The organism is Mycobacterium sp. (assembly GCF_039583805.1).
Taxonomy (GTDB): domain Bacteria; phylum Actinomycetota; class Actinomycetes; order Mycobacteriales; family Mycobacteriaceae; genus Mycobacterium.
Map to the genome: position 1 here is coordinate 1 of NZ_JAVKSH010000070.1, position 20719 is coordinate 20719.

At 68.7% G+C, this 20719-nt stretch carries 21 protein-coding genes and 5 pseudogenes; 15 read left to right on the forward strand and 11 right to left on the reverse strand.

The genetic code is table 11. The features are described from left to right. Window positions 1-12: 12 nt before the first annotated feature. Together lpdA and ABDW21_RS10935 are read left to right on the forward strand one after the other, a co-directional pair. Complete coding sequence (gene lpdA, locus ABDW21_RS10930) at window positions 13-1407, forward strand: dihydrolipoyl dehydrogenase (RefSeq protein ID WP_343600829.1); 1395 nt, start codon at window positions 13-15, stop codon at window positions 1405-1407. Window positions 1408-1411: 4 nt separating this feature from the next. Continuing rightward, window positions 1412-1690 (forward strand): hypothetical protein, encoded by a 279-nt coding sequence (locus tag ABDW21_RS10935; RefSeq protein ID WP_343600828.1) that lies wholly within the window; start codon window positions 1412-1414, stop codon window positions 1688-1690. On the opposite strand, the gene ABDW21_RS10940 is transcribed toward ABDW21_RS10935, so the two are convergent. After that, window positions 1681-2223 carry a carboxymuconolactone decarboxylase family protein gene (locus tag ABDW21_RS10940; RefSeq protein WP_343600827.1) on the reverse strand — a complete coding sequence of 181 codons (543 nt, stop codon included), beginning with the start codon at window positions 2221-2223 and terminating at the stop codon, window positions 1681-1683. The two genes, ABDW21_RS10935 and ABDW21_RS10940, sit on opposite strands and share 10 nt — an antisense overlap. After that, window positions 2220-3275 (reverse strand): annotated as a pseudogene (locus tag ABDW21_RS10945) (short-chain fatty acyl-CoA regulator family protein); the annotation flags it as partial. The pseudogene ABDW21_RS10945 and the gene ABDW21_RS10940, both read right to left, overlap by 4 nt. A gap of 225 nt (window positions 3276-3500) precedes the next feature. Between ABDW21_RS10945 and ABDW21_RS10950 the strand changes: the two are divergent. The 4 genes and pseudogenes from ABDW21_RS10950 to ABDW21_RS10965 all read left to right on the forward strand — a co-directional run. Further along, window positions 3501-4298 carry an acyl-[acyl-carrier-protein] thioesterase gene (locus ABDW21_RS10950; protein WP_343600826.1) on the forward strand — a complete coding sequence of 266 codons (798 nt, stop codon included), beginning with the start codon at window positions 3501-3503 and terminating at the stop codon, window positions 4296-4298. A 93-nt stretch (window positions 4299-4391) separates the two neighbouring features. Then, window positions 4392-5240: pseudogene (locus ABDW21_RS10955) on the forward strand (isocitrate lyase); the annotation flags it as partial. A 144-nt stretch (window positions 5241-5384) separates the two neighbouring features. Continuing rightward, window positions 5385-6239, forward strand: a complete 855-nt coding sequence (locus tag ABDW21_RS10960; protein ID WP_343600832.1) for a 3-hydroxybutyryl-CoA dehydrogenase — start codon at window positions 5385-5387, stop codon at window positions 6237-6239. Further along, window positions 6230-6436 (forward strand): annotated as a pseudogene (locus tag ABDW21_RS10965) (class I SAM-dependent methyltransferase); the annotation flags it as partial. The gene ABDW21_RS10960 and the pseudogene ABDW21_RS10965, both read left to right, overlap by 10 nt. Before the next feature lie 65 nt (window positions 6437-6501). Here the strand turns inward: ABDW21_RS10965 and ABDW21_RS10970 are convergent. Further along, a pseudogene (locus ABDW21_RS10970) lies at window positions 6502-6933 on the reverse strand (class I SAM-dependent methyltransferase); the annotation flags it as partial. A gap of 198 nt (window positions 6934-7131) precedes the next feature. Next, window positions 7132-7836 carry a TetR/AcrR family transcriptional regulator gene (locus ABDW21_RS10975; protein ID WP_343600825.1) on the reverse strand — a complete coding sequence of 235 codons (705 nt, stop codon included), beginning with the start codon at window positions 7834-7836 and terminating at the stop codon, window positions 7132-7134. A gap of 42 nt (window positions 7837-7878) precedes the next feature. On the opposite strand from ABDW21_RS10975, the gene ABDW21_RS10980 reads away from it, so the two are divergent. Beyond that, window positions 7879-8745: an NAD(P)H-binding protein gene (locus tag ABDW21_RS10980; RefSeq protein WP_343600824.1), complete on the forward strand. Its 867-nt coding sequence runs from the start codon at window positions 7879-7881 to the stop codon at window positions 8743-8745. A gap of 183 nt (window positions 8746-8928) precedes the next feature. Here the strand turns inward: ABDW21_RS10980 and ABDW21_RS10985 are convergent. The 3 genes and pseudogenes from ABDW21_RS10985 to ABDW21_RS10995 all read right to left on the reverse strand — a co-directional run. Further along, window positions 8929-9120 (reverse strand): annotated as a pseudogene (locus ABDW21_RS10985) (class I SAM-dependent methyltransferase); the annotation flags it as partial. Window positions 9121-9210: 90 nt separating this feature from the next. Further along, window positions 9211-10221 (reverse strand): prenyltransferase, encoded by a 1011-nt coding sequence (locus ABDW21_RS10990; RefSeq protein ID WP_343600823.1) that lies wholly within the window; start codon window positions 10219-10221, stop codon window positions 9211-9213. Between the two features lie 31 nt (window positions 10222-10252). Further along, a complete protein-coding gene (locus ABDW21_RS10995) occupies window positions 10253-10954 on the reverse strand; it encodes a TetR/AcrR family transcriptional regulator (protein WP_343600822.1) in 702 nt (233 codons plus the stop codon). A gap of 110 nt (window positions 10955-11064) precedes the next feature. Here ABDW21_RS10995 and ABDW21_RS11000 point away from each other — a divergent pair, with 110 nt between their 5' ends. The 6 genes from ABDW21_RS11000 (at window position 11065) to deoC (ending at window position 15028) form a co-directional block, all read left to right on the forward strand. Next, complete coding sequence (locus ABDW21_RS11000) at window positions 11065-12411, forward strand: DUF445 domain-containing protein (protein ID WP_343600831.1); 1347 nt, start codon at window positions 11065-11067, stop codon at window positions 12409-12411. 88 nt (window positions 12412-12499) lie between these two features. Beyond that, window positions 12500-12892 carry a helix-turn-helix transcriptional regulator gene (locus tag ABDW21_RS11005; protein WP_343600821.1) on the forward strand — a complete coding sequence of 131 codons (393 nt, stop codon included), beginning with the start codon at window positions 12500-12502 and terminating at the stop codon, window positions 12890-12892. 81 nt (window positions 12893-12973) lie between these two features. Further along, the gene (locus ABDW21_RS11010) at window positions 12974-13564 is read left to right on the forward strand and encodes a heparin-binding hemagglutinin (protein ID WP_343600820.1); all 591 of its coding nucleotides are present in this window, start codon (window positions 12974-12976) and stop codon (window positions 13562-13564) included. A gap of 111 nt (window positions 13565-13675) precedes the next feature. After that, window positions 13676-13927 carry a DUF2516 family protein gene (locus tag ABDW21_RS11015; protein ID WP_343600830.1) on the forward strand — a complete coding sequence of 84 codons (252 nt, stop codon included), beginning with the start codon at window positions 13676-13678 and terminating at the stop codon, window positions 13925-13927. Between the two features lie 4 nt (window positions 13928-13931). Beyond that, the gene (locus ABDW21_RS11020) at window positions 13932-14360 is read left to right on the forward strand and encodes a DUF2599 domain-containing protein (RefSeq protein ID WP_343600819.1); all 429 of its coding nucleotides are present in this window, start codon (window positions 13932-13934) and stop codon (window positions 14358-14360) included. Continuing rightward, window positions 14360-15028 (forward strand): deoxyribose-phosphate aldolase, encoded by a 669-nt coding sequence (gene deoC / locus ABDW21_RS11025; RefSeq protein WP_343600818.1) that lies wholly within the window; start codon window positions 14360-14362, stop codon window positions 15026-15028. Before ABDW21_RS11020 ends, deoC begins: the two co-directional genes overlap by 1 nt. 51 nt (window positions 15029-15079) lie before the next feature. On the opposite strand, the gene ABDW21_RS11030 is transcribed toward deoC, so the two are convergent. The 4 genes from ABDW21_RS11030 to ABDW21_RS11045 all read right to left on the reverse strand — a co-directional run bounded on the left by ABDW21_RS11030 (window position 15080) and on the right by ABDW21_RS11045 (window position 18351). Further along, window positions 15080-15799: a DUF2993 domain-containing protein gene (locus ABDW21_RS11030; RefSeq protein ID WP_343600817.1), complete on the reverse strand. Its 720-nt coding sequence runs from the start codon at window positions 15797-15799 to the stop codon at window positions 15080-15082. Window positions 15800-16094: 295 nt separating this feature from the next. Further along, a complete protein-coding gene (locus ABDW21_RS11035) occupies window positions 16095-16994 on the reverse strand; it encodes a DUF2993 domain-containing protein (RefSeq protein ID WP_343600816.1) in 900 nt (299 codons plus the stop codon). After that, entirely contained in the window at window positions 16991-17809 is an 819-nt protein-coding gene (locus tag ABDW21_RS11040; protein WP_343600815.1) for a carbon-nitrogen hydrolase family protein, read from the reverse strand. Before ABDW21_RS11040 ends, ABDW21_RS11035 begins: the two co-directional genes overlap by 4 nt. 20 nt (window positions 17810-17829) lie before the next feature. Beyond that, on the reverse strand, window positions 17830-18351 hold the full coding sequence (locus ABDW21_RS11045; RefSeq protein ID WP_343600814.1) for a DUF2505 domain-containing protein: 522 nt from the start codon (window positions 18349-18351) through the stop codon (window positions 17830-17832). Between the two features lie 26 nt (window positions 18352-18377). Here ABDW21_RS11045 and ABDW21_RS11050 point away from each other — a divergent pair, with 26 nt between their 5' ends. Both ABDW21_RS11050 and ABDW21_RS11055 read left to right on the forward strand, forming a co-directional pair. After that, window positions 18378-19442, forward strand: a complete 1065-nt coding sequence (locus ABDW21_RS11050) for a UDP-N-acetylmuramate dehydrogenase (protein ID WP_343600813.1) — start codon at window positions 18378-18380, stop codon at window positions 19440-19442. Between the two features lie 47 nt (window positions 19443-19489). Next, on the forward strand, window positions 19490-20719 hold a 1230-nt coding region (locus ABDW21_RS11055; RefSeq protein WP_343710452.1), incomplete at its 3' end, for an Ig-like domain-containing protein.

Here is a 20719-nt window from a genome sequence, read left to right on the forward strand (position 1 = left end):
TAGGGTTAGTTCGTGACTCACTACGACGTCGTCGTCCTCGGAGCCGGCCCCGGCGGTTACGTCGCCGCGATCCGCGCCGCCCAGCTGGGCCTCGACACCGCAATCGTCGAACCCAAGTACTGGGGCGGCGTGTGCCTCAACGTCGGCTGCATCCCGTCCAAGGCGTTGCTGCGCAACGCCGAACTGGCGCATATCCTCACCAGGGAAGCCGAGACCTTCGGGATCGGCGGCGAGGCCACCGTCGACTTCGGCATCGCCTACGACCGCAGCCGCAAGGTAGCCGAGGGCCGCGTGGCCGGTGTGCACTTCCTGATGAAGAAGAACAAGATCACCGAGATCCACGGCTACGGCCGGTTCGCCGACGCCCACACGCTCTCGATCGAGCTCAACGACGGTGGCACCGACCAAGTGAGCTTCGACAACGCGATCGTCGCCACCGGTGCCACCACCCGGCTGGTGCCGGGCACCTCGTTGTCGGCCAACGTCGTCACCTACGAGGAGCAGATCCTGTCCCGGGAGCTGCCGGCCTCGATCGTGATCGCCGGCGCGGGCGCCATCGGCATGGAGTTCGGCTACGTCATGGCCAACTACGGCGTCGACGTCACGATCGTGGAGTTCCTGCCCCGGGCACTGCCCAACGAAGACGCCGAGGTGTCCAAGGAGATCGAGAAGCAGTTCAAGAAGCTCGGCGTCAACATCCGCACCGGCACCAAGGTCGAGTCGATGTCCGACGACGGCGCGCAGGTGACCGTTACGGTCAGCAAGGACGGTGACACCGAGCAGCTCAAAGCCGATAAGGTGTTGCAGGCCATCGGGTTTGTCCCCAACGTCGACGGGTATGGACTCGACAGGGCCGGGGTGGCGCTGACCGATCGCAAGGCGATCGGCATCGACGACCACATGCGCACCAGCGTGAGCCACATCTACGCGATCGGTGATGTCACCGGGCTGCTGCAGCTCGCCCACGTCGCCGAGGCGCAAGGTGTGGTGGCCGCCGAAACCATCGCCGGCGCAGAGACGATGCCGCTCGGCGACTACCGGATGATGCCGCGCGCCACGTTCTGTCAGCCGCAGGTCGCCAGCTTCGGGCTCACCGAAGAACAGGCCCGCGCCGAGGGCTACGACGTGCGGGTCGCCAAGTTCCCCTTCACCGCAAACGGCAAGGCGCACGGCGTCGGCGACCCCAGCGGTTTCGTGAAACTCGTCGCCGACGTCAGCCACGGCGAGCTGCTCGGCGGGCACCTGATCGGGCACGACGTGTCCGAGTTGTTGCCCGAACTCACCCTGGCACAGAAGTGGGACCTGACCGTAAACGAGTTGGCGCGCAACGTCCATACCCACCCGACCATGTCGGAGGCGCTGCAGGAATGCTTCCACGGCCTAACCGGGCACATGATCAACTTCTAGCGCGATGCGTACCGATACCGATACCGTCACCGGCGCCGTTGGCGGCGCAGTTGCCGGCTACCTGGGGTGGCTGGTCGCGATCTCGGTCGGGGCTGCGGTCACCACGGTCAGTCGATGGAGTCCGATCGTGCTGGCCGTCTCGCTGGTGCTGGGGCTGGGGGCTGCGTCGTGGGGGTGGCTGCTGCGGCGGCGGCGACGGTATCCGTTGGCGTCGTTCGCGTTTGCGCTGCCGGTCGCCCCCGTCCTGCTGACCCTGGGCGTGCTGGCTGACCTCTACTTGTGACCGGGGCGGTCCATCGGGATCGCCAGCGCCGACATCGTCGCCGCCAGACCGTCGTATTGCCCTGCGAGCATGCAGAATTCGATGAGCTGACGCCGATCGAGGTGAGCAGACAGCTGCTGCCAGACCTCGGCGCTGATCGAGCGGTTGGTGACGAACTCGTCGGCGGCCCGCAACAACGCTTGTTGTCGCTCGGTGAGCCCGTCGGCACGCTCGGGCCACGCGAAAATAGTCTCTTGCGTCTGCCCGTCCAGCCCGTGGCGACGCGCCATCCTGCGGTGGTACTGCAACTCGTATTCGCAGTTGCGCAGATGCGCGACCCGCAGGATCACCAGTTCGGTGTCGGCTCGCGGCAGCCGGCCCCGCAGCAGCGCGCCGGAGTAGGGCAGCCACATCCAGAACAGCCGCTTGTGCTGGCCCAGTGTGGTGAACAGGTGCATCTGCGGGGCGCGGACGGCGCGCGCTGCAAGCTTGGCCACCACCCAGTTGACCACTCCCAGCTCGCGCAGCCGCCCCGAGGCGGGAATGCGGCTCATGGCTGCCTCACCAGATACGGCGACACCGTGCTGCGGTGCTCGTCGATGTCGAGGGCGCGGCCCAACGTGGGGAAGGCCCGCTGCGGACAGTTGTCGCGTTCGCAGACCCGGCAGCCCGCGCCGATCGGGGTGGCCGCAATGTTCGGGTTGCCTGACAAATCCAGTCCTTCCGAGTAGACCAGCCGGTGGGCGTGACGCAGTTCGCAGCCCAGGCCGATAGCGAAGGTTCTACCGGGCTGACCATACCGCGAGGCCCGTCGCTCGACGGTGCGGGCGACCCACAGGTAGCTGCGCCCGTCGGGCATCTCGGCGATCTGCACACAGATCTTGCCCGGGTTGGCGAACGTCTCGTAGACGTTCCACAGAGGGCAGGTCCCGCCGCTCGGCGAGAAGTGAAAACCCTTGGCGGACTGACGCTTTGACATGTTCCCGGCCCGGTCGACGCGGACGAACGAGAACGGCACGCCGCGCAGCGACGGTCGCTGCAGGGTAGAAAGCCGGTGCCCTATGGTCTCGTAGCTCACCGAGTAGAACGCCGAGAGCCGCTCGATGTCGTAGCCGAAGTTCTCCGCTACGTCGTGAAATTGCCGGTAGGGCAGCACCACTGCGGCGGCGAAGTAATTAGCAAGCCCCAGCCGGGCCAGGGTGCGCGACTCCTCGGAGGTGTACTTGCGCTCGTCGACCATGGCGTCGATCATGTCGCCGAACTCCAGGTACGCCAGCTCGGCGGCCACCTTGAACACCCGCAGGCCCACCGCAAGGTGGGTGCTGATCTCCAGGGTCTTGGTTTTCGGGTCGTCGCGGTGCAACACCGTGTCGCCCAGGTCGATGCGCTTGCCGACGTGTACGCCGTGCACCTCTTCGTGCGGCATGGTGATCGACCCGGTGCCGCTGCCGTCGGAGTGGCGCTCTTCGGTCGCGGCGGCCAGTTGGGCGGTGGTGATCCGGTGACGCCGGTGCAGGTTGACCATCGCACGGGCCAGCCTGGGGTGGGCGCTGACCATGTCGGCAATCTCGGTCAGGTCGACGTCGAGGTCGCGGTCCATCGTCAACGCGCTCGCCGCGCAGCCGGCGCACGCGGGAGCCGACGAACGTCTTGGGCATCCGGTCCAGCGGACCCGCGCTGCGAAGGTCCGATTCGCAGATTTGGCACGCCGGGTGTTTCGCCCCACGGCCCACCGTTTGGCATGATTTGACCCTGGCAGGAATTGACCCTGGCAGGAATTGACCCTGGCAGGAATTTGGCCCAGAGTGGCGATCAACCGAGGAGTGCCGTCGTGAGCCTGGACAAAGTGATGATGGCGGTGCCCGACGGCCATCCCGACGTCTTCGATCAGCAATGGCCGGTGCGGTTTGCCGACCTCGACCGCGACGGCCGTCTGCGCTTCGATGCCGCCACCCGCCACATTCAGGACATCGGTCAGGATCAGCTGCGCGAGATGGGGTTCGAGGAAACCCACCCGCTGTGGATCGTCCGCCGCACCATGATCGACTTGATCCGGCCCATCGAGTCCCAGGACATGCTGCGCCTGCGTCGCTGGTGCTCGGGGACCTCCAACCGATGGTGCGAGATGCGGGTCCGTGTCGATGGGATGCGCACGGGCGGGCTGATGGAGTCCGAGGCGTTCTGGATCAACATCAACCGGGAGACCCAGGGGCCGGCGCGGATCGCCGACGACTTCCTGGAAGGTCTGCACCGGACCACGGACGTCGACCGGCTGCGGTGGAAGGCATATCTGACTCCCGGCGGTCGCGAGGATGCGCAGGAGATCCACGAGTATCCGGTTCGGGTCACCGACATCGACATGTTCGACCACATGAACAACTCCGTGTACTGGGGGGTCGTCGAGGACTACCTGTCGTCCCGCCCGGAACTGCTCGCGGCGCCGCTGCGGGTGACCATCGAGCACGAGGCGCCGGTGGCGCTGGGCGACAAGCTCGAGGTCATCTCCCACGTCTACCCGCCCGGCTCGACCGAGAAATTCGGTCCCGGGCTGACGGATCGCACTGTTACGACGCTCACATATGCCGTCGGCGACGAGACCAAGGCGGTCGCGGCGATCTTCACCCGGTAGCCGCGCCGTCGCCATCGGGCAGCTCGTGCCTGCTGTGCGCTGAACTGCGGTTACCCGGCTGACCGCGGCGACACCTGAGCGGACCGCGCCCGGGTGATTCTTTGCAATATTTGCAAAATCCGCGAAACCCGTAGCGGGAGTTGGCAAAACGTCTTCGAGCTGCAGAAGGCGATGATCGCGGCCGGCGTCGCGGGCACCCACTGGCAGGACCAGCTGGCGTCGGAAAAGAAGTGCGGCCACCAGGGCGCCAAGGTGCTGATCCCGACCGGCCAGCACATTCGCACGCTGACCTCGGCGCGGCTGGCCGCCGGCGTGTGCGACGCGCCGACCGTCGTCATCGCGCGCACCGACGCCGAGTCGGCGACCCTGCTCATCTCCAACGTCTACGAGCGCGACCAGCCGTTCGTCACCGGTGAGCGCAGCAAGGAAGGCTTCTACCGGATGTCGGGCGGCCTGCAGCCGTGCATCGCCCGGGCCAGGGCCTATGCGCCGTACGCCGATCCGATCGGGATGGAGACCGGCACCCCGACCTCGAGCTGGCCGCGAAGTTCGCCGAGGGTGTCAAGGCCGAGTTCCCCGACCAGATGCTGGCCTACAACTGCTCGCCGTCGTTCAACTGGCGCAAACGCCTCGACGACGCGACCATCGCCAAGTTCCAAAAAGAGTTGGGCGCCATGGGATTCAAGTTCCAGTTCAGCACGGTGGCGGGCTTCCCCACCGCTGAACTACTCGATGTTCGACCTGGCCTGCGGCTATGCCCGCAACCAGATGAGCGCCTACGTCGAGCTGCAGGAGCGCGAGTTCGCGGCCGAGGAGCGTTGGTACACCGCGACCAAGCACCAGCGTGAGGTCGGCGCCGGCTGATTCGACCGGATCGCCACTACCGTCGACCCGACGTCGTCGACGACGGCGCTGGCCGGGTCGACCGAAGAGGGCCAGTTTCGAGCTCGTCCCATCGAGTGTGAAACTGTTGCGAGATCTGAGCCGATTTTTCGCAACAGTTTCACGCTCGGCGCCGGCGACAGTGGCGGCGCCGGCGACAGTGGCGGCGCCGGCGACAGTGGCGGCGCCGGCGGAAGGAGTGACGTGTCGATCGAACGAGTGGGTGTGATCGGGGCCGGGCAGATGGGCGCCGGAATCGCTGAGGTGTCAGCCCGCGCAGGTGTCGACGTCCTGGTCTTCGAGACCACCGACGCCCTGGTCAGCGCGGGCCGCAACCGCATCGTCCGCTCCGTGGACCGCGGCGTGAGCGCCGGCAAGATCACCGAGCACGAGCACGACGCCGCCCTCGCCAGGCTGACATTCACTACCGACATGGCCGACCTGGCCGACCGGCAGCTGGTGATCGAGGCGGTGATCGAGGACGAGGACGTCAAAACCGGTATCTTCGCCGAGCTCGACCGCGTCGTCACCGATCCGGACGGGGTGCTGGCGTCCAACACGTCGAGCATCCCCATCATGAAGCTGGCCGCGGCCACCAAGAACCCCCAGCGCGTCCTGGGTCTGCACTTCTTCAACCCTGTTCCGGTGCTGCCGTTGGTGGAGCTGGTCAGCACGCTGGTCACCGACCCCGCGGCCGCGGCCACAGCCGAGGAGTTCGCCGGCGCCGTGCTGGGCAAGCAGGTGGTGGTGTGCGCCGACCGGTCGGGCTTCGTCGTCAACGCGTTGCTGGTGCCCTACCTGCTTTCAGCCATCCGCATGGTCGAGGCAGGGTTCGCCACGGTCGAGGACGTCGACAAGGCGGTGGTTGCCGGTTTGTCGCATCCGATGGGGCCGCTGAAGCTGTGCGACCTGGTCGGCCTCGACACGTTGAAGCTGATCGCCGACAAGATGTACGAGGAGTTCAAGGAGCCGCACTACGGGCCGCCGCCCCTGTTGCTGCGGATGGTGGAGGCGGGTTTGCTGGGAAAGAAATCCGGTCAGGGTTTCCATTCGTACTGAAGTGACTATTGTCGCTGCGTCCGCATCACGCGCGGCCGCTGGACACCTGGGCAGCCAATCTGCAGGCCAATCGTGACAGGGCCGTCGCCGCGCAGCCCGAAGAGGTCGACGACCGCTTCATGCGGTCCCAGACGGGGTGCGCCGACTTCTTCCGCCGGGGGATCACCAACGTGGCCCAGTTCACGCTGAGCAAGTAGGCGGGCACCCGCCCGCGTGAGTTCGGCCCGACGGCCCGCCGGCCGGCTGAAGGCCAGGCGGCCCGCTCGACCATGGTGCACTGGCACACGTTCGGGTAGCCGTCGCGGAACAGCTCCCGGCAACCGGTGAGGTGCCGCAGGAAGGTGAACCGCATCAGCGACATCGTCCGCTTCAGCCCGAGCTTCTCGGCCCCCTCGGCAGCGGGCACCACGATCGAATGCCGCAGCATCACGCCGTCGCCGGGCGGCACGTGGTGTCACATCGTGAAGAAGTCGGCGTAACACTCGTAGGTGCCGACGCCGTCGGCGAAGTGCTCGAACGCGCCCAGCGAGACGATGCGTTCCACCGGTTCGTCGAACTCCTCCCAGCCGTGCAGCCGCACCTGCATGGACCGCGGGCTGTCCATCGCAGCGAACTTCTGCTGGTCGTGGGCCAGCTGATTCTCGCTCAGCGTCAGCCCGACCACGCTGACGTCGTAGCGCTCGACCGCTCGCCGCTATTGCATCGCGGACAGCCCGGCGATCGGCTGGCGCCAGGCCGGCGCTGTACCAGCGACGTTGCGCCACATCTGCGCCAAGCCAAAGTCCGCGCCGGTCCACGGACTCTCAACGGTCACCTGTGCATCCTCCACAGCCCGGTGTTGGCGAGATCGGACGCGCGACGCAAGCGGCGGGTGGGGGCGGTCCACCACGTGTCAGCGTCGCTCACTGGTGACCTCGGCACTTCCCGACCTGTGCGCCGGTGACATGACGGCCGCAAGTGAAGGGTCAGGATCGCCTTGATGCCGACCCCTGGGACTGGTGATAACGCTGACCCGGTTGAATATCGTGGTGGCGGCGTGTTCGGCGGTGTCGAGGAGGTTTTCGGTGTCAGTGCTCGTCGTCGACAGGCGCGCGACTTCGGTTTCGCAGACGTCGATCGCGCTGGTCAGTACCGCGGCGGTCAACGCCACCTCCCAGGCTCGGCCCGGCTGTAGTTCATCGAGGGCGGCTTGCAGGGCCTCGGTGAGAGCGGCGAAGTCGTCAAGGCGCCGCCGCCGTAGGGTCTCGCTGTCGGCGATGGTAGCCAAATAGTCCGCGAGCCCCTGCAGGTGCCCTTCGGCGTGGCGACGGCGAAGGTCGGCGATATACCAGCCCAGGACCGCGTCGCAGGGCGAATCGTGCGGGCAGCGCTGCCGGATCGCCGCCGGCGGCCCGGCCAGCCAATCCTCCTCGTCGAAAAACAGGTCGGTCTTGGTTGGAAAGTAGTTCAGCACGGTCTGCGCGGACACGCCAACCGCGTCGGCGACCTGGGCCAGCGTGGTGTTGTCGAAGCCGTTGCGCATGAACAACTCGGTCGCCGCGTCGCTGATCGCGCGCCGGGTGGCCTGTTTTTTGCGGTGTCTCAATCCGTTGCCCACAACCTTTGATCCTAACGCTAAGTTTGTGTTAGCCTAATTTTTGTGTCACTAAAAGAAAGAGAAGAGTTTGTGGTGGTGGGCTCCTCTGGCCGGGTCGGCGGGCTGGTGGTCGAGGGGCTGGTCGCAGCCGGACAGCGAGTGCGCGCGGTTGCGCGAAACCCGGGGTCGGGCGGGCCTGGGGTCACGCCACACGCCGCCGACGTTCGCGATACGGGGGCCCTGCGGCCGGTACTGCGCGGCGCCACGGGCATCTTTCTCAACCTGCCGCCGCTGCTCACAGTGGAGGACCTTCGCAAGGTGGCGGGCGAGATCCGGGCATCCGGGATCGCCACGGTGGTGCTGTTGTCCTCGGATCTGGTGGGGTTGTATCCGGGCTCGGTGATGGCCGCGCCGCACGAGCGCGAGGAGAACGTGCTCGGGGAGATTTTCGGGAACGGACTGGTGAGTCTGCGGCCGGGGATGTTCATGGACAACGACATCACCGAATGGGCGCCCTCAATCCGGTGCCGCGACGAGATCCTGACCGCGTTTCCGGAGTCGCTGCAGCTGCCGGTCGCGCCGGTCGATATCGCGGCACACGCCGTCGAGGCGCTGACCAGCGGATCTGTCAGCGCGACATCACCGCGATATGTGCTGGGACCGCAATGGCTGTGCGCCCGCGAGCGGGCGGCGATTATTGCCGCCACCCGAGGACGGCCGGTCGCGGTGCGCCAGATTTCTCCCGCCGACTATCGGGCGCTGCTGGCCAGGGCGCTGCCCGAGCCGATCGCCCATCAAAAAGCCGCGATGCTCGCTACGGCACCACAGTCGATCGTCGACTGTCCAGATCCCGGCCCAGGAGGTGAGCGCACACCATATTCGGCGTGGGCGGCGGCGAACGTGTCGTCCTTCACTGGCGGCGACCGGTGAAGGGGAGATCAGCCGACTTCGAAGTTGAGACCAACCTCGCCTGACGCAGCACCACGACCATGCGCGGGGCGTGGGGGTGACTCTGCACCGGTGCCTGATCGACGCACGACAACTCCGGTGCGCTATCAACCGTCTATTTCGTGATCCGACGGCGGTGTAGCTCCCGTTCTGTCTAAATTCAGGCAAGGTCGAGCCCCAGCCGCAGCCGATGTCGAGCAGCGTCATGTCGTCACGCTCGAAGTACGCGCCGCTGTAGCTCATCGTCGGGTCCAGCCGGAGCCGGCAGAAATCGTTGGACCGGGCCTAGTGCGACGCGACGTTCTTTAAGTTCGGCTGCAGACGGGTGGTGGCGGAAGGGTGCTCCCCGGGCGTCATAGCGCCCGGCCCGATACGCCGGTCCGCAGAGCGGCCATCGGCCCGGCTCGGGCCCTGTCCGGCGCCGACGGCGGCGTCCCGGGCGCGGCCTCAGAACGCCGTCAGCACCGCGCCGATCGCCAGACCCCCCACCAGCAACGCGCCCGCCTGACGGACATGCACCCAGGCCAGCGCGGCGTACCACAGCGGCCACACCGGGAATCCGTCCGGCGGCTGCGCGGGCGGCGGGCGGCGAAAATGCGGCCACACGGCGACCAGCCGCGGCAGCGCCAACCCGACCAGCAGCGCCGGCCACGGCATCGCACCCGCCAGCATCGCCACCGCGACCAGCACGTAGAAGCCCAGCATCATTGCCAGCGTGACGGCCCGAGCCCGGGTCTCGCCGAGAAGCACCGGCAGCGTCCGGATACCGAGGGGCTGGTCGTAGGGAATCTTGTCGATGTGCTTGCCCATCAGCACCGTCGTGCACAACAGTCCATACGGCAGCGACGCCAGCACGACACCCCAGTTCAGCGCGCCGACCGCGCTGTAGTAGGTGCCGCACACCATCAGCGGGCCCCAGACCACGAAGACGTCCGGCTCACCGAGGCCGCGCTTCTTCAGCCGCACCGGCGGAGCGGTGTAGGCGACGCTGAGCACGAACCCCGACAGCGCGAACGCCACCACCGGCCAGCCGCGCGCCCAGGTCAGCACGACGAGGATGAGCAGGTCGGCCAGGTTGACCGCGACCACCGCGAGTGCCAGGGTGCGGCGGCTGACCAGCCCGGCCAGCACTGGATGCGGCGCGTAGAGGGCCCGCGGATAGTCGGCGGAGTCGGTACCGGTCTGCGTGTCGTAGAGGTCGTTCATCAGGTTGTTTGCGATGTGCGCCAACGTGATTCCGGCGACGGACAGCGCCAGCCAGCGCCAGTCCAGGCCGGGTTGGCCGATTGCCAGCAGCGCGGCGACCAGGCCGGACATCAGCGTCATCGGCACGACCGCCGCGCGCGTGACGACCAGCCAGCGAGTGACGACGTCGACCGGCCCGTCCGGCGGCGGGTTGGTGGTGCTCAGGGCGTACATCCACGACTTAAACCGGGAGCGGGCCGTGACCGGGGCCATAACCCGGATTGTAGACCGCGGGTCCGCTCGGCTAGCCGGATCGCGGCGGGACGATCGGTTGGGGATGCGGCTCGCCCCGGAACTTCTCCAGCGACCCGCCGACCTCGACGATCCCGCACAGAGCATTCCAGCTGAGCATCGTCAGGTAGTCGATCAGCTCGTCGGCGGCGATCCGCGGGTCGAGCAGCCACGAGTGGGTGGCCAGCTGGACGCCGCCGACGATCATGTAGGCCCACGGCTCCACCCCGCCGACGTCCATCCCCACGGCGTTCATGCGGCGGCGCAGCATCACCGCGAGCATCCGGGCGATGATCCGCTCGGAGTCGGCGATCACCTTGCTCTTGCTGGCCGAGCTGTTGGCCATCACGAACCGGTAGGGCTCGGGCTCGGCCGCCACGGTTTCCACATACACCCGGATGAGATCGCGGGTCAGGTCGAAACCGTCCAGGTTCGACGACAGCGCCGCCGCCATGTTGGGGATCAGCGTGATCTGCGCGAAGCGCATCGCCACAGCGGTCGTGAGGTCGTTCTTGTCCACGAAGTAGCGGTACAGCACGGTCTTGGAGACCCCGATCTCGCCGGCGATCTCGTCCATGCTCACGTCGCGGCCCCGCCGCCGGATCGCGTCGATCGTGCCGTCGATCAGCTCGTTTCGGCGCTCCACCTTGTGCCGGTGCCAACGCCGCTTCCGGCCGTCGGTCTTGACGGTCCCAGCCCGGGCTAGCTCTGCCACTATCGCGCGATCCCATCCACTAGATGCCGTCAATACTACGGATTGAGCACTCGGGCCGATCACGTCTTGCGCTTCCGGGCGCAGGGCGGTAACAGTAACTGCTTGCGGCGATAGCGGATGATGGTGAGGTGACTCACCGGCTGCGTCCGGACCCGGCGGCAACCCGGGCGCGGGTGTCGTTCGCGGAATCCTTCGTCGGCGCCGACCCGGTTGCCGACGCCCAGCGACGCCGCGGGCTGCGCCGCATGAAGGTGGTGGCGCTGGGTTTCCTGGTCGGTGCCACCGCAGTTTTTCTCGGCTGCCGGTGGCTGCGGGCCGACGGGGTGACCGCGGCCTGGGTCGGGTATGTCGGCGCTGCGGCGGAGGCCGGCATGGTGGGTGCGCTGGCGGATTGGTTCGCCGTCACCGCGTTGTTCACCCACCCGCTGGGCATCCCGATTCCGCACACCGCGATCGTCAAACGCAAGAAAGACCAGCTCGGCCAGGGCCTGGGCACCTTCGTGCGGGAAAACTTCCTCGCGGCGCCGGTGGTGGAGACCAAAATCTGGGACGCGCAGGTCGCCGGCCGGCTGGGCAAGTGGCTTTCGGACTACTCGCACGCCCGACGGGTGGCCGCCGAAACGGCGACGGTGCTGCGGGTCGGGGTGGAACTGCTGCGCGACGAGGACGTCCAGCAGGTCATCGACCGGATGTTTGTGCGGCGCATCGCGGAGCCGAAGTGGGGTCCGCCCGTGGGCCGGGTGCTGGCCACGCTGCTGGCCGAGAATCGCCAGGAGGCCCTGATCCAGTTGCTGGCCGACCGGGCCTTCCAGTGGTCGCTGAACGCAGGCGAGGTCATCCAGCGGGTGGTTGAGCGGGATTCGCCGGCCTGGTCGCCGCGTTTCGTCGACCACTTGGTCGGCGACCGCATTCACCGGGAGCTGATGGACTTCACCGACAAGGTGCGCCGCGATCGGCACCACGAGCTGCGCCGGTCGGCAACCCGTTTCCTGTTCGACTTCGCCGCCGACCTGCAGCATGACGAGGCCACGATCGCCCGGGCCGAGGCGGTCAAGGAGCAGCTGATGGCCCGCGACGAGATCACCAATGCCGCGGCCACCGCCTGGAAAACCGCGAAACATCTGGTCCTGGAGGGTGTCGACGACCCGTCCAGCGCGTTGCGCGTCCGCATCACCGACGCGGTGGTGCGGGTGGGCGAGTCGCTGCGCGACGACGCCGACCTGCGCGACAAGGTGGACAACTGGATCGTGCGGGCCGCCCAGCATCTCGTGTCGCAGTACGGCGTGGAGATCACCGCGATCATCACCGAGACGATCGAGCGCTGGGACGCCGCCGAAGCCAGCCGGCGCATCGAACTGCACGTGGGCCGTGACCTGCAGTTCATTCGGATCAACGGTACGGTGGTGGGCTCGCTGGCCGGGTTGGCCATCTACGCGATCGCGCAACTGTTGTTCTGAGCTGCGCTAACAAGTGCTTGCAAAAGTTAGCACTACCGCGTAGCGTGGTGCGCGTCCACCCCTGACGACCCCACCCGAGGAGCCGCCAATGCCCCAGGACGAGAAGCTTGCCGCAGTCGTGTCCAGCGCCGCGTCGGACATCGGCAGCTTCATCCGCGCACAGCGGGAGGCCGCGCACGTGTCGGTACGGCAGCTGGCGGACAGGGCCGGCGTCAGCAACCCCTACCTCAGCCAGATCGAGCGAGGGTTGCGCAAACCGTCCGCCGACGTGCTCAGCCAGATCGCCAAGGCGCTGCGGGTCTCCGCCGAGGTCCTCTACGTGCGGGCCGGCATCCTCGAGCCCAGCGAGGGCAGCCAGGTCCGCGACGCGGTGATCACCGACACGGCGATCACCGAGCGGCAAAAACAGGTGCTGCTCGACATCTATGCGTCGTTCGTACAGCAAAACGAACTGAACCATGAGGAGAGCACCCCCGCGTAACCTTGCCTGGCTCTCGACCACGCAACACCCGAGAACGAAAACCACATCCGAGAACGAAAACCCGCTACGAAAGGAAACACCATGCCCGACAACCCGACGATCGACGAGCTGAAGGCCCCGTTGCTGGCCGCACTGGGTGCGGCCGACCTGGCGCTGGCCACGGTGAACGACTTGCTCACCGATCTGCGCGACCGCGCCGGCGAGACCCGGACCGACACCCGCAGCCGGGTCGAGGAGAGCCGTGCGCGCCTGGTCAAGCTGCAGGAGGACCTGCCCGAGCAGATGCGTGACCTGCGCGAGCGCTTCACCTCCGACGAGCTGCGCAAGGCCGCCGAAGGCTACCTGGAGGCCGCGACCACCCGCTACAACGAGCTCGTCGTGCGCGGCGAGGCCGCCCTGGAGCGGCTGCGCAGCCAGTCCGGCTTCGAGGACGCGTCGGCGCGCGCCGAGGTCTACGTCGACCAGGCGGTTGAGTTGACCCAGGAGGCGCTGGGCACCGTGGCGTCGCAGACCCGCGCGGTCGGCGAGCGCGCCGCCAAGCTGGTCGGTATCGAGCTGCCCAAGAAGGCCAGCGCCAAGAAGGCGCCGGCCAAGAAGTCACCGGCCAAGAAGACGACGGCCAAGAAGTCGCCGGCGAAGAAATCGCCGGGCAAGAAGGTCACCCAGAAGTAAGTCCGCTCGCTCACCTCACCCGACTCCGTGTTGCCCGACCGGGCAACACGGAGTCGACGTGTGCGGCGATGCCCGCATAGTCTTAGCGGCGTGAACCTTGTGGATTCCGTCATGCTGGTCTTGATGGTCGGCGTCATGCTGACGACGCTGTACGCGTTCGTGCACGCGGCGCTGCAGCGGCCCGACGCGTACACCGCCGCTGAAAAGCTGACCAAGCCGGTGTGGCTGGTGATTCTGGGCGCCGCCCTGCTGCTGGCGTGCGTGCTCGGCGTGCTCGGTATGGCGGTCGCCGCCTGCGCGGCGGGCGTCTACCTGGTGGACGTCCGGCCCAGGCTGCTGGAAATACAGGGCAAGTCGCGCTAGCGGTATGCGAGCTCTGATCGCGGCGGCGGCGCTCCCCGTCGCGCTGTTGGGTGTTCCCGCCGCGACCGCCGATCCGGGTGCGGACGGACCGGGCGCTGCTCCCTACGCCGCGCCTTTCGTCGACCACACCCAGTGGGTGCAGTGGGGCCGGTTGTCCAGCCTGCGGGTGTACCCGACGCCGTCGGCGCGCTTGGCCGCTCGTGACCTCGGAACCGACGCGGACGCCGCCGAGGCGTGGGCCGAGGTGCTCGCCACGGCGCCCGATGCCGCAAACCCCGGGATGCGCGAACAGTTCTGGTGCCATTGGCAGATGGCTGAGTTCGTGCAGCCCGGCAAGGTCAGCTGGAACCTCGAGCCGTGGCGGCCCGTCGTCGACGCCGGCGAGATGATCGCGTCCGGCTGCAACCCCGGCGGCCGGCAAGAACCGCTCTGATGCCGGGCCGGCCGACCCGCGACCAGGTGGCGGCGCTGGTCGATCACACGCTGCTGACTCCCGAAGCGACGCCCGCCGACGTGTCCGCCGTCGTCGCCGAAGCCCGTGAACTCGGCGTCTGCGCCGTCTGCGTCTCGCCGTCGATGGTGCCGGCCGCCGTCGGCGCCGGCGGGGTGCGGGTCGCGGCGGTGGCTGGCTTCCCGTCGGGCAAGCACCGCCCGCAGATCAAGGCGCGCGAAGCGGCGCTGGCGGTTGCCGACGGCGCCAGCGAGATCGACATGGTGATCGACATCGGTGCCGCGCTGGCCGGCGACGTCGACGCCGTGCGGTCCGACATCGCCGCGGTGCGCGCCGCGGTGCCCGCTGCGGTGCTCAAGGTGATCGTCGAGTCGGCGGTGTTGCTGCCCGCCGGCACCACCCTGGCTGACGTGTGCCGCGCCGCCGAGGACGCCGGCGCCGACTTCGTCAAGACCTCGACCGGTTTTCATCCCGCCGGCGGGGCCACGGTAGCCGCCGTCGCGCTGATGGCCGGCGCGGTCGGGGGGCGGCTCGGCGTCAAGGCCAGCGGCGGCATCCGCACCGCCGCCGACGCGATCGCCATGCTCGACGCCGGCGCCACCCGGCTGGGGCTGTCCGGGACGCGTGCGGTGCTCGACGGGCTGGCCTGAGCGTCAGATGGGCTGAGCGTCAGATGGCCTGAGCGTCAGATGGCCTGAGCGTCAGAGGTTGGTGAAACACGGGTCCTGCCCGCCGTCGCCGCCGGCCGGGATGGTGGCGTTGCGGGTCGAGAAGGTGGCCTGCACGCCGCTGTCGGTGACCTTCACGGTGTCGGCGTGGATGCCCAGCGGGTAGTCGTGGGTCGCTTTGGCGGTGAAGTCGTCGAGGTTCTTCTGGACGGTGTCCGTCGACATCTTCGAGCCCAGCGCAGTCAACTCGACCACCCGCAGCGACAGTCCGTTGTTGACGATCTCCGGCTTGACGGTGGCGCTGTCCAGCAGGCCCGCCAGTCGGAGGGTCCCGTCGGTGGGGTCGGCGGTGACCTGGCCGGTGACGAAGCCGCCCAGCACCGGGATGGCGTCCTCGATGGACTTCCTGATGCCGTCCGCCGACCAGGTGATGGTGCCGGTCAGCGACCCGATCGTGCCGGCGGAGCCGGTGGTTTTGTGCAGCCGGACGTCGTGGATGTCGATACTGACCGCCATGCCCTTGGCGCTGCGCACTTGGTTGCCCGCCGTCTGCACCGAGATGTTGGGGTAGTCACCGGTGATGAACTGCCACAGCAGCGGCGGCATCGCGGCGAACGACACCGTCGCGCGGTCCTGAACCTCGCACCCGACCGCGCTGGCGACTTTGCTCGCGGCGAAGTGGCGAGCATACAGCTCGGCGCCGATCAGCGCGGCGACCACCAGGAGCACAACGATCAGGGCGACCAGGGCCACCGATACCGGGTTTCGGGAGAAACGGCGTCCGGACTTCGCCGGTGGCGCCTGCTGCGGGGGAGCCGGTGGGCGGGCGGGCTGCGGCGGCGGGGAAATGCGATCTGTGCGCGGATCCTGCGCACGGCCGCCCACCGGAATCTGCCGCGTCGCAGATTCCGACGGTGGGCCGGGCCGAGGCCGGGCGGGCGGCCCGGACGGGTGTGCCGGTCGCGGCGGGCCGCCGCCGGCGGGTCCTTGCGGCGTCGTCATCAGCCCGATTGTGCCCCATCGCGTGGGACCGAGCCGGGGACCGTCGTTACAGGCCGGCGAAACACGGGTCCGTCGGGCTGGCCGGGATCGAGGCGTTACGGGTCGAGAAGTGTGCTGAAACACCCGCATTGGTGACCTGCACGCTGTCGGCGTGGATGCCCAGCGGGTAGTCGTTGACCAATCTCGAGGTGAAGACGTCCAGCGCCGCCTGCGCGGTCTCGTGCGGCACCACGGCGCCCATCGCGGTCACCTGGACCACCTGCAGCGTCAGCTCCTTGTCGGCCACCTGCGGCTTGACGGTGACAGTGCCCAGACCGAGTGCCCCCTTGAGTTCGAGCGTGCCGGCCGCGGGGTTGGTGGTGACGCTGTTGACCAGGCCTCCCACGAACGGGACCGCATCGGCCACCGTCTCCTTGATGCCGGCCGATGTCCAGGTGATGGCGGCGTCCAGCTCGCCGATCGTTCCCTTCGAGTCAGCGTCGCCGTGCAGGTCGACATTGTTGATGGTGATGTCGGCCTGCATGCCCTTGAGGCTGCGGATCTGGTTGCCGGCGGTGCGGACCGAGATGTCGCTGTAGTCGCCGCGGAGGTGCTGCAGAAGGAAGGGGGTCGGGCCGAACGACACGCTGACCTTGTCATGCACGACGCATTCGACCGCCGCGGCGACGACGCCGTCGGCCCGATGGCGGGCGTAGAGCTCGGCGCCGATCATGCCGCCGAGGGCCAACGCCACCGCGATGACGGCGACCAGGGCCACCGACAGCGGGTCGCGCAGGATGCGGAGTCTCGTTTTCACGGGCGGGTTCAGGGGCGGGTTCACGGGCGGAGGGGTGTCCTCGAAGGTCGGCGGGCCGGTCGGCGGAGCGGCCGGGTGGACCGGCTCCTGGCCGGCGGCGCGGGACCAGACCGCCGGATCCTGCGGCGGCGGTCCCTGCGGATTCGTCACCCGGGCGATTCTGCCTTATCGACGTGCGGAAAGTCAGCCTGGTTGCGCAGCACGGCGATGGTGTCGCGGGCCGCGTCGACGTCGCCGGGCTCGATGTCGGCGACCAGCAGCCGCGGGTCCGGACCGGCGGAGGCCACCACCTCGCCCAGCGGTGACGCCACCAGGCTGCCGCCCACTCCGGTCGGCGCGCCGGCCGCCGACAGTGGGCCCCCCGGGTGGGCCTGCCCGACGGCGGCCAGGTAGCTGGTGCAGTCCAGCGCCCGCGCCCTCGCCAGCAGCGTCCACTGCTCCAGCTTCCCGTGCCCCGAGCCCCAGGACGCGCTGACGGTGATCAGCCGGGCGCCGCGGCGGGCCAGCTCGGTGTAGAGCGCCGGGAAGCGGATGTCGTAGCAGACGGTCATGCCCACCCCGACGCCGTCGACGGTGATCACCACCGGGTCGTGGCCCGGCGCGACCGTGCGCGACTCGGTGAAGCCGAACGCGTCGTAGAGGTGGATCTTGTGATAGGCGGCGTCGGTGCCCGGCCCGGAGGCGATCAGCGTGTTGGTGACCCGCCCGTCGCCGGCGGGGGTGAACATCCCGGCGATCACCGTGATGCCGGCGTGAGCGGCGATCCCGCGCACACCGTCGGCCCACGGCCCGTCGAGCGGCTGGGCGAGCGGCGCCAGCGGGACGCCGAACCGGCACATCGTCGCCTCGGGGAACACCACCAGCGTCGCGCCCGCATCGGCCGCCAGGCCGGTGTACTCGCGCACCACCGCGAGGTTCGCCGCCGGGTCGGTTCCGCTGATTATCTGCGCCAACGCGATCCGCACAGCGCCAGCCTAGAACCGGGTCAGGTCGTCGCGTCGATCCACATGGTGGTGAACCGCTGCTCGGCGATCAGCAGCTCCACCAACTGGCTGCCGATGAAGTTCTCCAGCTTGCCGCCAACCAGCGGGATGCGCACCTCCACGGTGGCGCGCAGCGTCAGCCGGGCACCGGCCGACTCGACCGGGGCGAGCACGGCGGCACCGGTCAGCGACGCGGGCGCATCCAGGATCGATCCGGCGACCGTGGCATGGGAGCTGCAGCCGCTGACCGGATCCCATTTCTCCTCGCGCTGCACACACAGGTCACCCCGATGGAACTGCGTGACCACGCCCGGAAGCCGTTCGCGACGCAGCACCTGGGTGGTGACCACGTCGATGCTGCCGTCGGCTCCAGACGGCCCGCCGACCCGCATCATGTCCAGGGTGGCGTCGTCCGCGCCGGAATCGGCCAGGCGGGCCAGCCAGTAGTCCTCCCGGCGGAACGCCTCGAGCACCTGTTCGACGGTGGCCCGGTAGTCGGCGGACATGTCGAATGAACGCGCCATAGCAGGTCAGGCTACCGTTACGGTCCGTGACCAGGACGCTGTTCGCCGGTGCGCGCGTCGCCGCCGACGTGCCGCTGGCGCAGCTGACGACCTTGCGGGTCGGGCCGGTCGCGCAGCGGGTCATCACGTGCGTCAGCACCGACCAGGTGGTTTCCGCGCTGCGGCAGCTCGACGCGGCGAACTGTCGGCCGCTGCTGGTGCTCGCCGGCGGCTCCAATGTGGTCATCGCCGACACGCTGACCGACCTGACCGTGGTGCGGTTGGCCAACGACGGCATCGAGTTCGACGGCAACCTGGTGCGAGCGCAGGCCGGCGCGGTGTGGGACGACGTGGTGGCCGCGAGCATCGCCCACGGCCTTGGCGGGCTGGAGTGTCTGTCCGGCATCCCCGGCTGCACCGGCGCCACCCCGGTGCAAAACGTCGGCGCCTACGGCGCGGAGGTGGCCGACACCATCACCCGGGTGCGGCTGCTGGACCGGCGCAGCGGCAAGGTGCGCTGGGTGGCGGCGGCCGAGCTGCGTTTCGGGTACCGCACCAGCGCGCTGAAGCACTCCGGGGCGGCCGTCGTGGTGGAGGTCGAGTTCGCGCTGGACGCGTCGGGCCGCAGCGCACCGCTGCGTTACGGCGAGCTGGCCGCCGCGCTGGGTGCGACGACCGGCGGGCGGGCCGACCCGGCCGACGTGCGAAAGGCGGTGCTGCGTCTGCGTGCCGGCAAGGGCATGGTGCTCGACGCGGCGGACCACGACACCTGGAGCGTAGGCTCCTTTTTTACCAATCCTGTTGTTGCCCAGGCGGTTTACCATCAACTAGCGGAACGGTTCGGCGACGCGGTGCCACACTGGACGGGTCCCGACGGGGTCAAGCTTGCCGCCGGCTGGCTGGTCGAACACGCCGGCTTCGGCAAGGGCTATCCCGGCACCGACGGCGCCCGGTGCCGGCTGTCCACCAAGCATGCCCTCGCCGTGACGAACCGCGGGGGAGCGACGGCCGCGGACGTGCTGGCGCTGGCGCGCACCGTGCGTGACGGCGTGCGCGACGTGTTCGGCATCACACTGGCCCCCGAGCCGGTGCTGGTCGGCTGCGCTCTGTAGCCGCGCCGGGGCGAGGTTGCCCGTTACCACCGGTATCTTTACCTGTCGTGGACACAGCGCGCGGCCTGTCGCCGGTCACCCGGCGCCGGGCTTTGACGACGCTGGTGGCCGGGCTGGCGGCGCCGAACGTGCTGGCCGCCTGTCTCGGGGGATCACCCGGAAAATTCGGGCAACCCCCACCGCAGGCACCGCCGAACGTGACGTTCCGGCCGGCCGACAAGGCCACCGGTGTGGTGCCCACCGCGCCGATCGGCGTCGAGGTTCGCGACGGCTGGTTCCAGAAGGTGGCGCTGACAAATTCCGCGGGCAAGGCGGTGGCCGGGACGCTCAACCGGGACCGCACGCTCTACACCGTCACCGAGCCGCTCGGCTACGACGCGACCTACACCTGGCGCGGGTCGGTGGTCGGCCACGACGGTAAAGCCGTCCCGGTCGCCGGCGAGCTCACCACGGTCATCCCCACCAGGGTGATCGACGGCGGGTTCCAGCTGGCCGACGGGCAGGCCGTCGGGGTGGCGGCGCCGATCATCATCCAGTTCGACGCGCCGATCGCCGACAAGGCCGCCGTGGAGCGGGCGCTGACCGTGACCACCGACCCGCCGGTGGAGGGCAGCTGGGCCTGGCTGCCCGACGAGGCGCAGGGCGCCCGCGTGCACTGGCGCACCCGCGAGTACTACCCGGCCGGCACCAAGGTCGACGTCGACGCCAAGCTCTACGGGCTGGCGTTCGGCGACGGCGCCTACGGCAAGCAGGACATGAGCCTGGCCTTCGAGATCGGCCGGCGCCAGGTCGTCAAGGCCGAAGTCTTCTCGCACCGCATCCAGGTGTTCCGCGACGAGGGCGTCATCATGGACTTCCCGTGCAGCTACGGTTCGGGCGACAAGGCCCGCAACGTCACCCGCAACGGCATCCACGTCGTCAGCGAGAAGTACTCCGACTTCTACATGTCCAACCCGGCCGCGGGCTACAGCAACATCCACGAGCGCTGGGCGGTGCGGATCTCCAACAACGGCGAGTTCATCCACGCCAACCCGTCCAGCTCCGGCGCGCAGGGCAACACCAACGTCACCAACGGGTGCGTCAACCTGTCGACGTCGGATGCCGAGCAGTACTACTACAGCGCGATCTACGGCGACCCGGTCGAGGTTACCGGCAGCCCGATCCAGCTGTCCTACGCCGACGGCGACATCTGGGACTGGTCGGTGGACTGGGACACCTGGGTGTCGATGTCGGCGCTGCCGCCGCCGGGCGGGTCGACCTCGCCGCAGGTGAATGCG

Excerpts from the sequence above, each read along its gene's own strand:
- ABDW21_RS11020 (WP_343600819.1), top strand. The coding sequence starts at position 13,932 with ATGCGAGCTCTGATCGCGGCGGCGGCGCTCCCCGTCGCGCTGTTGGGT.
- ABDW21_RS11010 (WP_343600820.1), top strand. The coding sequence starts at position 12,974 with ATGCCCGACAACCCGACGATCGACGAGCTGAAGGCCCCGTTGCTGGCC.
- ABDW21_RS11005 (WP_343600821.1), top strand. The coding sequence starts at position 12,500 with ATGCCCCAGGACGAGAAGCTTGCCGCAGTCGTGTCCAGCGCCGCGTCG.
- ABDW21_RS10935 (WP_343600828.1), top strand. The coding sequence starts at position 1,412 with ATGCGTACCGATACCGATACCGTCACCGGCGCCGTTGGCGGCGCAGTT.
- ABDW21_RS10940 (WP_343600827.1), bottom strand. The coding sequence starts at position 2,223 with ATGAGCCGCATTCCCGCCTCGGGGCGGCTGCGCGAGCTGGGAGTGGTC.
- ABDW21_RS10990 (WP_343600823.1), bottom strand. The coding sequence starts at position 10,221 with ATGGCCCCGGTCACGGCCCGCTCCCGGTTTAAGTCGTGGATGTACGCC.
- ABDW21_RS11045 (WP_343600814.1), bottom strand. The coding sequence starts at position 18,351 with ATGGCGCGTTCATTCGACATGTCCGCCGACTACCGGGCCACCGTCGAA.
- ABDW21_RS11015 (WP_343600830.1), top strand. The coding sequence starts at position 13,676 with ATGCTGGTCTTGATGGTCGGCGTCATGCTGACGACGCTGTACGCGTTC.
- deoC (WP_343600818.1), top strand. The coding sequence starts at position 14,360 with ATGCCGGGCCGGCCGACCCGCGACCAGGTGGCGGCGCTGGTCGATCAC.